At 69.9% G+C, this 12,198-nt stretch carries 13 protein-coding genes and 1 riboswitch; of the genes, 6 read left to right on the top strand and 7 right to left on the bottom strand.

The window, feature by feature from the left end; genetic code table 11:
* Positions 1-46 precede the first annotated feature (46 nt).
* The 4 genes from VIL76_RS17395 to thrB form a co-directional block, all read right to left on the bottom strand.
* Positions 47-1,519: an amidohydrolase family protein gene (locus VIL76_RS17395; RefSeq protein WP_332046303.1), complete on the bottom strand. Its 1,473-nt coding sequence runs from the start codon at positions 1,517-1,519 to the stop codon at positions 47-49.
* A 58-nt stretch (positions 1,520-1,577) separates the two neighbouring features.
* A complete protein-coding gene (locus VIL76_RS17390) occupies positions 1,578-2,021 on the bottom strand; it encodes a MarR family winged helix-turn-helix transcriptional regulator (protein ID WP_332046302.1) in 444 nt (147 codons plus the stop codon).
* 140 nt (positions 2,022-2,161) lie between these two features.
* The gene (gene rnhA / locus VIL76_RS17385; RefSeq protein ID WP_332046301.1) at positions 2,162-2,614 is read right to left on the bottom strand and encodes a ribonuclease HI; all 453 of its coding nucleotides are present in this window, start codon (positions 2,612-2,614) and stop codon (positions 2,162-2,164) included.
* A complete protein-coding gene (gene thrB / locus VIL76_RS17380) occupies positions 2,611-3,576 on the bottom strand; it encodes a homoserine kinase (RefSeq protein WP_332046300.1) in 966 nt (321 codons plus the stop codon). The genes rnhA and thrB overlap by 4 nt, the downstream gene beginning before the upstream one ends.
* Positions 3,577-3,662: 86 nt before the next feature.
* Here thrB and VIL76_RS17375 point away from each other — a divergent pair, with 86 nt between their 5' ends.
* Complete coding sequence (locus VIL76_RS17375; protein ID WP_332046299.1) at positions 3,663-3,902, top strand: hypothetical protein; 240 nt, start codon at positions 3,663-3,665, stop codon at positions 3,900-3,902.
* A 134-nt stretch (positions 3,903-4,036) separates the two neighbouring features.
* Here the strand turns inward: VIL76_RS17375 and ispH are convergent, their stop codons facing one another.
* Positions 4,037-4,972 carry a 4-hydroxy-3-methylbut-2-enyl diphosphate reductase gene (gene ispH / locus VIL76_RS17370; protein ID WP_332046298.1) on the bottom strand — a complete coding sequence of 312 codons (936 nt, stop codon included), beginning with the start codon at positions 4,970-4,972 and terminating at the stop codon, positions 4,037-4,039.
* A 102-nt stretch (positions 4,973-5,074) separates the two neighbouring features.
* On the opposite strand from ispH, the gene VIL76_RS17365 reads away from it, so the two are divergent.
* Together VIL76_RS17365 and argS are read left to right on the top strand one after the other, a co-directional pair.
* Complete coding sequence (locus tag VIL76_RS17365) at positions 5,075-5,773, top strand: Tat pathway signal sequence domain protein (protein ID WP_332046297.1); 699 nt, start codon at positions 5,075-5,077, stop codon at positions 5,771-5,773.
* Entirely contained in the window at positions 5,770-7,560 is a 1,791-nt protein-coding gene (gene argS / locus VIL76_RS17360) for an arginine--tRNA ligase (RefSeq protein WP_332046296.1), read from the top strand. The genes VIL76_RS17365 and argS overlap by 4 nt, the downstream gene beginning before the upstream one ends.
* Positions 7,561-7,603: 43 nt before the next feature.
* Here argS and VIL76_RS17355 read toward each other — a convergent pair whose 3' ends face one another.
* A complete protein-coding gene (locus VIL76_RS17355) occupies positions 7,604-8,554 on the bottom strand; it encodes a TraB/GumN family protein (protein ID WP_332046295.1) in 951 nt (316 codons plus the stop codon).
* Between the two features lie 130 nt (positions 8,555-8,684).
* Between VIL76_RS17355 and VIL76_RS17350 the strand changes: the two genes are divergently transcribed.
* Together VIL76_RS17350 and VIL76_RS17345 are read left to right on the top strand one after the other, a co-directional pair.
* Positions 8,685-9,821, top strand: a complete 1,137-nt coding sequence (locus tag VIL76_RS17350; protein ID WP_332046294.1) for a hypothetical protein — start codon at positions 8,685-8,687, stop codon at positions 9,819-9,821.
* Positions 9,822-9,891: 70 nt separating this feature from the next.
* Positions 9,892-10,854, top strand: coding sequence for a glycosyltransferase (locus tag VIL76_RS17345; protein WP_332046293.1), 963 nt, complete (start codon positions 9,892-9,894; stop codon positions 10,852-10,854).
* Positions 10,855-10,857: 3 nt separating this feature from the next.
* Here the strand turns inward: VIL76_RS17345 and VIL76_RS17340 are convergent, their stop codons facing one another.
* Positions 10,858-11,121, bottom strand: coding sequence for a DksA/TraR family C4-type zinc finger protein (locus VIL76_RS17340; RefSeq protein ID WP_332046292.1), 264 nt, complete (start codon positions 11,119-11,121; stop codon positions 10,858-10,860).
* A 506-nt stretch (positions 11,122-11,627) separates the two neighbouring features.
* Between VIL76_RS17340 and VIL76_RS17335 the strand changes: the two genes are divergently transcribed.
* Positions 11,628-12,020 (top strand): hypothetical protein, encoded by a 393-nt coding sequence (locus tag VIL76_RS17335; protein WP_332046291.1) that lies wholly within the window; start codon positions 11,628-11,630, stop codon positions 12,018-12,020.
* Positions 12,021-12,075: 55 nt separating this feature from the next.
* Positions 12,076-12,165, top strand: a riboswitch (glycine riboswitch).
* The last annotated feature ends 33 nt before the right edge of the window (positions 12,166-12,198 follow it).

Raw genomic sequence — 12,198 nt, 5'->3', positions numbered from 1 at the left:
CTTGAATGTGGTCCCATGAGGCGCGGCCAGGCGTCCGCTGTCAAGCTTATGGCCCGCCGCCGCTCCAGGCCGACAGGTTCATGAACTCGCGGCGGTTCTTCGGGCCATAGGTGGCGAAGTGCGGGTTCGGCCGCTCGGCGTACTCGGCCTTCTCCCGCGCCATGGCGTCGGTCTCGGTGTACTGGCGGATCGCGCCGAGGTTCAGGTTGTAGGGCTTGGCCGCATTCAGCCCGAACACCTTGCGACGCAGGTCCGCGGTCATCTTCGGATAGCCGTGCCTGGCCTGCAGCTCGTCGGAAATCTGGAAGGTGCGGAAGGCCTGGATCTGGTCCTGGGGCGAGCCGTACCAGATCGAGTCCGTGCCCCAGAGCACGTTGTCTTGGCCCACGTACTTGAAGAGCTTGCCCATCATGTGCGCCGCGCTGGTCGGGTCGCGCATGGACACGAACCGCCAGGTGGAGCCCAGCTCCGCATAGACGTTGCTGTTGGGCCGGACGCCCGCTTCCAGCAGCGAGGTCACCAGGGCGTCGACGCCGTCGGTGCGCTTGGGGTCGTACGGCCCCTCGGCTTTCCCGGCGACGTAGCCCGAGTGGTAGATCAGGAAGTTCATGTCGGGGAACCGCTTGGCGATCGGCCCGATGTCCTTGCAGGTGGAGTGCTCGTAGCTCCTGGGCCCGAACGGCAGGCCCTTGTGGATGGCGATGTTCCTCACGCCCAGTTTGCGGGCCTTCTCGACGAAAGCGACGCCCACGTCGTCGGTCATCCAGAAGCCGGCGCCGGACGGCCCCCACTGGGTGTAGGTCTTGAAGGCGGTGATGCCGAAGCCCTTCAGCCGCTCCATGTCCTCCACGTCGCCCGGCTGGTTGGGATTCACCCGGCCGTGCAGCATGAGCCGCTTGGAGCCCTCCATCCGCTCGACGATGCCGCGGGTGGCTACCGCCTCCTCGATGGTCAGCGGCTCGCCCTCACGCGTGGAGGGCACGAAGCTCAGCACCATGATGTCGGTGTCGGAATCCAGGAAGACGTCCTTGATGAACTCGCCGCCCGAGAGGCAATTCAGATAGGCGCGGTCGCCCGGACCCTTGGCCAGCTCGCACTGCGCCTTCTCGAAGTTGGAGAGCGGCTTCTGGCCGGCCGGCACGGTCTTCAGCCAGGCGCCCGTCGGGTTCACGAAGTGGCCCTGGACGTCGAAGATGAACTCCTTCTTGCCGAGCTCCGCCTGGGCGAGCTCGAACTCGGTGGCCGCGTCCTTCGAGACCTCGAAGTAGCCCCCCGGCCGCTGGCCCTCCGCATGGCAGGCGTTGAAGGCGAGCAGGGTCGAGGCGGCGCCCGCCGAGGTGACCAGGAACTCACGGCGCTTCAGCCCCAGCTTCTTCGCCAGCCGGTCGGCCTGCTCGCGGGCCACGTGGTTCGCCTTCTTCAGCCGCTCGCTCAGCGGGATCGGGACGAACTCGCCGTTCGACGTCGCGTCCAGCTTGATCGGCAGCCGCAGGCCGTGGGGATCGAGATCGTCTTCCACGAGAAGCCCTCCCTTGCTTGGAAGGCAGCCTGTCACGAGGCCCGGGGGCTTGGAAGGCTTAGTCCTTCTCGGACAGCCAGGTCCTCAGCGCGCGCAGGAACGGCAGGGCGTCCTGGAACTCGCGGGCGGTGAAGCCGTCACGGAGCTTCTCGATCTGCGGGCGGATGTTGGACATGGCCTGCAGGTAGGCCTGCCGGCCGGCGGGCGTCAGCCACACCCGCTTCTTGCGCCGGTCGGCGGCGCAGTCCTCCAGCTCCACGAGCTTGCGCGCGCAAAGCCGCTGCAGGGTGTTGGTCAGCCCGCTCTTGGTCATCTGCAGGGCGTGGGCGATCTCCACCGGGGTGGAGCCGTCGCCGCGCCGCGACAGCAGGTTCAGCACCTCGAACTGCGGATAGTTGAGCCCCACCGGCAGCTTGCGGGTGATCGCCGTGCGCACCAGATGCTCGATGTAGCGGATCTCGTCGAACACCTGGACGTCGGGAAGGTCTTCGGCCTCGGGCATCCTGCTCATTCCTTGTGAACAGGCTTGACTATAAGGTTCGACCTCGAACGGTCAAGGTTCGATGTCGAACGATTAGCGCCAAGGGGCCATCAATCCCGGCCTAGCGCCGGCGATGCGTTCTCAGAGACGAGGTTACGGACCTAGCCCTTCGCCGCCGCCTGAACCTCCTGGCAGCCCTTCCGGGCCAGGGCGTCGGCGTGCTCGTTGAGCTCGTCGCCGGCGTGGCCCTTGACCCAGAGCCACTTCACCTTGTGGCGCAGGCGGGCCTCGTCGAGGCGCTTCCAGAGGTCCTCGTTCTTCACCGGCTTCTTGTCGGCGGTCTTCCAGCCGCGGGCCTTCCAGCCGTGGATCCAGGAGCTGATGCCGTCCTGCACGTACTTCGAGTCCGTGTGCAGCTCGACTTCGCAGGACTTCTTCAGCGCCTCCAGCGCCTGGATGGCCGCCATCAGCTCCATCCGGTTGTTGGTGGTGGCCGGCTCGCCGCCCCACAGGTCCTTGCGATGGCCGCCGGAGATCAGCACCGCGCCCCAGCCGCCCGGCCCGGGATTCCCGGAGCAGGCGCCGTCGGTATAGATCACCACCTTCGGCGTCACGCGGCTCGCCCGAACAGCACCAGGTCGGGCGAGGAGCGGTGCACCGCCAGCTTGCGCTCGTACTCCAGCGGGTCCTTCGGCTTCACCAGCGCGCCCTCCGGCGTCGCGCCCCAGTCGTGCAGGCGGGTGAGGAAGAAGCGCATCGCCGCCCCATGGGCGAGGATCGGCAGGGCCTGGCGCTCGGCGTCCGACAGCGGCCGGCGGGTCTCGTAGCCGGCCACCAGCTGGCGCGCGGCCGTGACGTTGAAGCTGCCGTCCGGCTCGAAGCACCAGGCGTTGAGCGCCACGGCGATGTCGTAGGCCAGCGCATCGGTGCAGGCGAAATAGAAGTCGAAGGCGGCGGCGAACCGGCCGGCCTGGAAGAACACGTTGTCGGGGAAGTAGTCCGCGTGGATCACGCCTTCCGGCAGCCCCTTCGGCCATTGGGCGGCGAGAAGGTCGAGGTCCGCCTGGATGACGGCCGCGAGGCCTGGCTTCAGCCCCTCGGCCGCCTCGTGCAGCGGCGCGAACATCGGCGCCCAGGCGGCCTGGCCGAGATCGTTCTCGCGCCGCATGGGGAAGCCCTGCTGAGCCTCGTGCAGCAGGGCCAGGCTCTCGCCGGCCGCCCGGCAGTGGGCGACGCTGGGCCGGCGCACCGACAGGCCGGAGAGGTAGCTCACCAGGGCGCACGGCTTGCCGCGCACCTCCTTCAGCAGCCGGCCCTCCCGGTCCGCGATCGGCGTCGCGCACGGGAATCCGTGCTCGGCCAGCCACCGCATCAGCTCCAGGAAGAACGGCAGGTCCTCCCGCCGGACGCGCTTCTCGTAGACGGTGAGGAAGTAGCGGCCCCGCTCGGTCTCAAGCAGGAAGTTGGAGTTCTCGATCCCCTCGGCCACGCCCTTGAAGGAGATGGCGCCGCCCAGGTCGAAGTCGGCCAGAAGCTGGGCCAGCTCTTCGTCCGTTATGTCCGTGTAGACCGCCATCGCCAGCCCTCGTGGGGGAGCCGCGGGAGTCGGTCAAGGCCGCTCGCCTGTGGTAGGATGGCGCTCTCCTTTTGCGGAGGACCCCGATGATCGCACTGAAGGTCGAAAAGATCGGCGACCAGGTCGCCGTGATCCTCACCGAAGAAGCCCTGCAGCTGCTCAACGCCGAGGTCGGCGGCACCCTGCACCTGGAGCCCACGCGCGACGGGGTGATCGCGGCGGTAACCCAGGAAGTCTGGGTCGAGGACCCCCACGCCCGCGGCCGCGCTTTTCTGAAGCGCTACAACCGGGCCTTCGAGCGGCTGGAAGCCCCTTCCCTCCCTTAATGGGGAGGGACAGCTCGCCGGAGGCGAGCAGGGTGGGGAAGTGCGGGGCAGGATCTGAGAGTCAGGGCGTGAACGCGACCTCCCCACCCTGACCGCTTCGCAGTCTTTCCCTCCCCATCAAGGGAGGTAAATCATTACGCCAGCACCCGGGGCAGCTTGAAGCTCACGGTCTCTCTCGCGGTGTCGACCTCGTCCAAGGTGACGTCGAAGGACTCGCGGATGCGGTCGATGACGCCTTCCACCAGCACCTCCGGGGCAGACGCGCCCGCGGTGACGCCCACGGTGCGCACGCCGTCCAGCCAGGCGAGGTCCAGGCCGTCGGCGTCGTCGATCAGGTAGGCCCGCGCGCCGGACCGGCGGCCGACCTCCGCCAGGCGCACCGAGTTCGACGAGTTGGCCGAGCCCAGCACCAGCAGCACCTCGCTCCGCGCCGCCACCGCCTTCACCGCCTCCTGGCGGTTCGTGGTTGCGTAGCAGATGTCCTCCTTGTGCGGGGCGGCGATCTGCGGGAAGCGGGCGCGCAGCGCGTCCACGATCTCGGCGGTGTCGTCCACCGACAGGGTGGTCTGGGTCACGAAGGCCACGTTGGAGGGGTCGCGCGGCGTGAACGTCCGGGCGTCCTCCACGGTCTCGATGAGCTGCACGGCGCCCTCAGGAAGCTGGCCCATGGTGCCCACCACCTCCGGATGGCCGGCGTGGCCGATCAGCACGATCTCACGGCCGGCGTCATAGTGCCGCTGGGCCTCCACGTGGACCTTGGAGACCAGGGGGCAGGTGGCGTCCAGGTAGAGCATCCTGCGCGAGCGGGCCTCGGCCGGCGCCGACTTCGGCACGCCATGGGCGGAGAAGATGATCGGGCGGTCAGCCGGAGCCTCGCCGACCTCCTCCACGAAGACCGCGCCCATCGCCTTCAGCCGCTCGACGACGTGGCGGTTGTGCACGATCTCGTGGCGCACGTAGACGGGCGCGCCGTACTTCTCGATCGCCCGCTCCACGATCTGGATCGCGCGGTCGACGCCCGCGCAGAAGCCGCGCGGCGTGGCGAGCAGGACGGTGAGCGCCGGTTTCATCGCCGCGGAACCTAAGGGCTCGGGGGCCTCGCCGCCAGCCGCGTTGCAGCCGCATTCCGCAGGCTGTACTAGGACTTCGACTTCCGGAGCCTTCCTTTCCCCATGCGCCGCACCGCCTTCCTCGCCGCCGCCATCGCCGCGGCCGTCACCGTCGTCCCTTCGATCACGGACGCGCAGCAAGGGCGCGGCCAGCGGCCGAACCCGGAGGACCAGCAGCGGGAGAAGGCGGAGAAGCGGCGCAAGAGCGACCAGGAGTGGGGCAACAACCAGGCGCCCCTGCCGGCCCTGCGCAACGCCGGCCCCTGCCCATACGTGAAGACCCTGTACGACGCCGCCCGCTACGTGGAATTCAAGGACGACCGCGAGGCCTCGGCCAACGTCGCCTACACCGGGGAGATCCAGGGCATCTCCGCCGGCTGCCAGTACAAGGATGAGCAGCCGATCCAGGTGGCCATGGACGTGCTTTTCGAGCTCGGCCGCGGCCCGCAGGCCAGCGGCTCGACCAAGACCTTCCGCTACTGGGTGGCCGTGACCGACCGCAACCGCGCCGTGCTGGCCAAGGAGACCTTCACCCTGCCGGTCACCTTCCCGGCCGGGAAAGACCGCGTCTACATCACCGAGACGATCAACCAGCTGACGATCCCGCGGGCCAAGATGGAGACCTCGGGGGCCAACTTCGAGATCCTGGTGGGCTTTGAGGTGACGCCGCAGATGGCCGAGTTCAACCGCCTGGGCAAACGCTTCCGCGTCAACGCGGGCAGCGCCACGGCCCAGGCCGGGACCGACGCCGCCCGTCAATGACCGATCTCAGACGGGCGCTCGGCGAGGCCGTCGCGGACGCCTTCGCAAAGCTCGAGCTGCCGCCGGAGCTTGGACGGGTCACGTCCTCCGACCGGCCGGACCTCGCCGACTTCCAGTCCAACGGCGCCCTTCCGGCCGCCAAGCGCGTGGGCAAGAACCCGCGAGAGCTGGCCGCCGCGGTCGCCGAGGCGCTGAAGGCCGACCCGCGCCTGGCCTCGGTGGAGGTCGCAGGACCCGGGTTCATCAACCTGAAGGTCTCCGACGACGCCCTGTCCAAGCAGGCCAATGCAATCGCGCGAGAGGCGCGCGCCGGCGCGACCGTTGTCGATCAGGTCCGCCGCGTGATCGTCGACTACGGCGGCCCCAACGTCGCCAAGGAGATGCACGTCGGCCACCTGCGCGCCTCGATCATCGGGGAGTCGGTGAAGCGCCTCTACCGCTTCCGCGGCGACGAGGTGAAAGGCGACGCCCACTTCGGCGACTGGGGCTTCCAGATGGGCCTGCTGATCGCCGCGGTCAGCGACGAGCACCCGGCCATCGGCGCGCTGGTGGAGGACCTCAACGCCAAAGGCCAGGTCACCGAGGCCGACCGCGACCGGCTGGCGGTGCTGGCTACCCTCAGCCTGGACGACCTGGGCGATCTCTATCCGTCGGCGGCCGCCAAGGCGAAGGCCGACCCCGAGTTCCGCAACCGCGCGCGCCGCCTCACGGCCGAGTTGCAGGCCAAGCGGCCGGGCTACTACGCGCTCTGGGAGCGGTTCCGGGACGTGACCCGCGAGGCACTGATCCGCGACTTCCACGCGCTCGGCGTCGACTTCGACTGGTGGAAGGGCGAGAGCGACGTCGACGACCTGATCGGGCCCATGGTGGCCGAGCTGGACGAGAAGGGCCTGCTGGTCGACGACCAGGGCGCCCGCATCATCCGCGTCGAGCGCGACGACGACCGCCGCAAGGTGCCGCCGCTGCTGGTGGTCTCCTCGGAAGGCTCGGCGATGTACGGCACCACCGACCTCGCCACCATCCTCGACCGCAAGCGCGGCTTCGACCCGGACCTGGTCATCTACTGCGTCGACCAGCGCCAGGCCGACCACTTCGAGACCGTCTTCCGCGCCGCCTACCGCGCCGGGTACGCCAAGGAAGGCAGCCTGCTCCACATCGGCTTCGGCACCATGAACGGCCCGGACGGCAAGCCCTTCAAGACCCGTGAGGGCGGCGTCCTGAAGCTCGCCGACCTGATCGCCATGACCCGCCAGAAGGCCCGCGAGCGGCTGCACGAGGCGGGCCTGGGCGAGGCCCTGCCTCAGGAGGAGTTCGAGGACATCGCCGGCAAGGTGGCCGTCGCGGCCCTGAAGTTCGGCGACCTGCAGAACTTCCGCGGCACCTCCTACGTCTTCGACCTGGACCGCTTCACCAGCTTCGAGGGCAAGACCGGCCCCTACCTCCTCTACCAGGCGGTGCGGGTGAAGAGCCTATTGCGTAAGGCGGCCGACGAGGGCGCGCAGCCGGGCCTGGTCACCGTGACCGAGCAGGCGGAGCGGGACCTGGTGCTGACCCTCGACGCCTTCGACGCCGCGCTCACCGAGGCCTACGACCGGCAGGCGCCGAACGCCGTGGCCGAGCACGCCTACCGCCTCAGCCAGGCCTTCTCCAGGTTCTACGCCGCCTGCCCGATCCTGCAGTCGTCCGACCCGGTGCGCGGCTCCCGCCTGACCCTGGCCAGCGCCACGCTGAAGCAGCTCGAGCTCGCCCTCGACGTCCTCGGAATCGCCGTGCCGGAGCGGATGTGACCGCATAGTGACCCGTCCCCGCGAAGGCGGGGATCCCTGCCGCCTACTCCGCCTCGCCCGGCCCGAGGACCTTGAAGCCTTTGGCCTCCAGTTCCTGGATCACGCCCTCTTGCGCGAGCAGCGCGCGCAGCCCGATCAGCGCCACCGAGTGGCCGGGGGCCTTCATGGCCTCGACGATCGCGGCCATCCGGTCGTCGCGGGCCCGGCGCCACAGCTCGGCCCCGCCACCCAGCAGCAGCACGCAGCTGTCGTAGTTCCGCGGCTCGCCCAGGGCCGCGGCCACGTCGCCCCGCGCCCAGCCCTGGGCCGCCGCGCGGCGCCGCGCCGCCGGCGCCTCGGCGTCGCGGATGGCGCTGTCCAGGCATCGGTGCTGCAGGTCCGGCGTCAGCGAGCCCAGCGCCTTGCGCATGAACGGGATGGCGTCGTAGCGCGCCGGGTCCACCACCTTCACCTTCCGGCGCTTGGCCTGCGCCAGGATCGCCTTGGTGACCGACGCCGTGGATTCCGTGCGTTGGCTGTCGGAGATCAATTGCCCGCCCGCCAGGATCGGCTGCCAGCCCGCGTACTTCCTGGCCGGCTGTCCGATGCGCTCGCGGGCCGCCACGAACCGGGCCCGCAAGGCCGGCGGCAGGGTCTCCTCCATGGGCGCCTTGGACTTCAGCTGGGAGCGCGCCCGCAGCAGCGCCGGGATGTCCCGCAGACCTCCGGTGAGCCCGATCCGCGTGCCCACGATCACGCTGTTGGCGCCGGTCAACCGCCGCTCCAGGGCGCGGCGATCCCAAGCGATATCGGCGGGGATGGAGTCCTCGCCCACCGCGAGAATCCAGACCGTGGTGTCTGCGTCCACCACCCGCCACCACGCCGGCCCCGGCTCGCGCGCCTGCACCACCAGCTCCTCGACGATCGCCGCCTCAGGGTCGGGCAACGGCTGCTGGGCCTGCGCCCCGGAGGCGGTGAACACGGCGATGATCAGGGCGAGGAACGGACGCGTCATGGCCCTTGGGTGGCGCCCGGATGCGGCAAAAGCTTGGCCATGTCCGCTTGCCCGTGCGTCAACCCGGATCGGTGCTAAGCTCCCTGGGAACGGTCCGACAGAGACCACTCATCTAGGGAGCACTGCCGTCATGCGCCGCGTCCTCGTCCTCGCGCTCGGAGCCGCCCTGGCCGTCACCGGCTATGCCGCGGCCGAGGCCCAGACCGCCCAAGGTCAGGCTGGCAAAAAGCCGGCCGCCTCCGCCTGGAAGGCGCCGCGCAACGCCATGGGCCAGCCGGACCTCTCCGGCTACTGGTCCAATGCCACGCTCACCCCGCTCACCCGCAACCCGAAGATCAGCAACAAGGCCGTGCTGTCGCCCGCCGAGGCCAAGCAGTTCGAGCAGATCTGGGCCAAGGCGCTGGCCGACTCCGACGCCCCGACCACCGGCGAGAAGACCGCCGAGGACATCCAGAAGGAGCTGAAGGAATCCAAGCTGGTGGAGATCCGGCCGGACTTCCTGGCGGCCGGCGGCGACGTGGGCGGCTACAACACCTTCTGGATCGATCCGGGCATCAACCTGGTGCAGATCAACGGCGAGTACCGCTCGTCCATCCTGACCACGCCCAACGGCATGCCGCCGGCCCGCAAGCCGCAGCCGGCCGGGGCGCCGCGCGGGCCCGGCTTCCGCGACGTCTACGACAGCTACGAGTACCGCAGCCAGGGCGAGCGCTGCATCAACGGCTTCGGCCGCAACGCCCCGCCGCCGATGCTGCCCAACGGCTATTACAACAACAACTACCAGTTCCTGCAGACGCCGGACTCGGTCGTGATCCACGTGGAGATGATCCACGAGGCGCGCGTGGTGCGGCTCAACGCCAAGCACCGCACCGACGGCCTGCGGCCCTACATGGGCGATAGCATCGGCTGGTACGACGGCGACACCCTGGTGGTCGAGACCACCAACCTGCCCGCCGAGCAGCAGTTCATGGGCGCCTGGAAGAACCTGAAGGTCACCGAGCGCTTCACGCGCGTTTCGCCGGACAAGATCCTCTACCAGTTCCAGGTCGAGGACCCGGACACCTGGGACAAGCCCTGGGGCGGCGAGTACACCTTCAACACCCTGAAGGGCATCGTCTACGAGTACGCCTGCCACGAGGGCAACTACGCGCTCCCGGGCATCCTCGCCGGCGCCCGCCTGCAGGAGAAGGAAGCCGCGGCCTCCAAGACCTCGGCGCCTGCGCCTGCCGCCGCCCCGTCCGGCGGCCGCCGCCCCGGCGCCGACTGAGGCCCACGCCCAGACCCGCGCGGCGATTGCTGTGGCCGCGCGGTCCTGACTCTTGCTAGGCGTGGCTGCCATGCCGCGCATCCTCTACGTGCTCTTCACCGGCGGCCGCATCCGCGGCGGGCACAAGATGATCGTGCGCCACGTGCAGGCGCTGCGCGGCCTCGGCTTCAACGCCGGGCTCTACACCGACAGGCCCGAGGTCCTGCCGGACTGGCTCGGCGCCGCGGGCCTGGTGACCGCCGACCCGTCGGTCAGGCCGGGAGACGTCCTGGTGGTCCCCGACGACGCGTACGGCATGTTCCGCCACCTGGCGGGCCAGCCGCCCGGCCGCACCATCGTCTTCAACCAGGCCTACACCGTGGGGCTCAGCCTCGAGCTGATCGACGCCCTGCCGATCGAAGGGCCGCTCACCTTCATCAGCGTCGGGCCGCGGCTGGCGGAGACCGTCCGCCGCGCCTTCCCGCAGGCCCGCGTCGAGCTCGTCCCCTGCTTCGCCGACGAGCGCCTGTTCACGCCGCGCGCCGAGCCGCCGGACTGGGCCGTGGCCTACACACCCATGAAGCGCGCCGCCGAGGCGCCGGTGATCCGCGGCTTCTTCGGCCGCTTCCACCCGCGGCATGCGGACCTGCACTGGCGCGAGCTCACCGACCGCCCCGAGGCCGAGGTCGCCGCCACCTTCGCCGCCTCGCGCCTGTTCCTCAGCCTGCCGCGCGCCGAGTCGGTCGGCATCACAGCCCTTGAAGCCATGGCCTGCGGCGCGCTCTGCGCCGGCTATACCGGCGTCGGCGGGCTGCAGTACGCCACGCCCGAGAACGGCTTCTGGGCCCCCGACGACGACTTCACCGCCGCCGCCGACGCGCTCGCCGAAGCCGCCGACCTCGCGCGCGCGGGCGGCCGCCGCCTTGCGGCCATGCTCGACGCCGGCCGCGAGACCGCCGCCCAGTGGTCCTACGCCCGCTTCCTCGCGGCTCTGGAAGAAACCTGGATGCGCCTGGCGCCCCAGGCGCGGGTGAAGGCCGGGCCAGTGGCGTGAGCCCTAGCGCAGCTGGCTGTCCTTGCTGCCGCGGCGGTTGATGGCGCTGTGCACCACGCGGGCGTCACGGCCCGACTGGCAGCCGACGCAGGTGGTCGCCCCCGGCAGGGCCAGCCGGCGCTTCTCCGGGATCTCCTCGCCGCACTCGACGCAGTGAGTGGTGCCCTCGCCGGAGGGCAAGCGTGCGCGCGCGTTCGACACTGCGTCCGAGACGGTGTCCTCGATCTGGTCCAGCACCGCGCCCTCGTGGGCCCAACCGGTCGCCATGTCCGCTCCGAATGCCTCGCGTTGTCAGCAACTTATATGGGAACGCGCTGGCCCCCTCGCGAGGTCCCCATAAGCCCCCTCTCCCGCGAGCGGCAGCGAGCGGGAGAGGGCCGGGGTGAGGGCCGGCTGGGCTGACTCCGGATGCCGGACCCGATCGCGCAGATGCCGCCACGGCCGCGGGCCCTCGCTCCGGCCTCCGGCGCGGCCGCCCAGCACGAGCCGGCCCTCACCCCAGCCCTCTCCCAAGGCTCCGCCTCGGGAGAGGGTGTGAACACACCCACCCGGGCATTGATCTCACGGCAGCCAGTCTGCCTGCCGGTCTCAGCAACTCAAGGATCGCGCGCCAGCGCGACCGCTCTGCGGCGGCCCTGCGGGCCGTCCTTGACTTGCCGAGACCGGCAGGCTCGCATCCACCACGAGATCAATGGCCAGGAAGCATCTGACGATGCTGCGGCCTACGACGCGGGTGCCATGGCGGACGAGGGAAAGAACGCCTCGACCTCCTGATGCGGCAAAACCAGCGGCGGCGGCTGATCCCTGAGACGATCGAGCAATGGCAAAGTCGCGGCATCCCGGCATCTGCGGTTTCGGATGACCAGCAGGAAGAGTTGCTCGAACGGATCGTCGGCTGGTCCTGGTCTCAGATGGAACAGGTTGGCGACCTCTCCCTGACGCTGCACGACTTCACGACGGCCAGCTCGATGGTGACGGTGGTCGCGTGGCAGGCCCGCGAAAGACCCGCGGTGCTAGTGCCGGCCTACGCCCTGGTTCGCACCGAAGAGGACCTGCGCCGGATCTATCCAGACGGCTTCATGACCTTCACGGAAGCGGCCACGCTGATCATCGACTTTGATGAGGCCCCAGGCGATGTGCGCGCCCTCCGCCTTCCGGCGGCATGAACGGCTCCGCCCCACCTGCCGCATTGACTCTCCCCCGCCCCTCGCCCACGTTCCGCCCACTCTCGCGGGAGAGGCCGGATTCTCGTCCGGCGCCGAAGGCGCAACCGCCCCGGAAACGCTCAGGCAAAAGGACCGCGACGAGCTGATGCACGCTGGAAAGCAGTCGCGCGAAAGCGGG

This window comes from Phenylobacterium sp. (genome assembly GCF_036563285.1).
Classification (GTDB): domain Bacteria; phylum Pseudomonadota; class Alphaproteobacteria; order Caulobacterales; family Caulobacteraceae; genus Phenylobacterium.
Note: the sequence above shows the minus strand (reverse complement) of the source record. Positions and strands in the feature narration are given on the sequence as shown.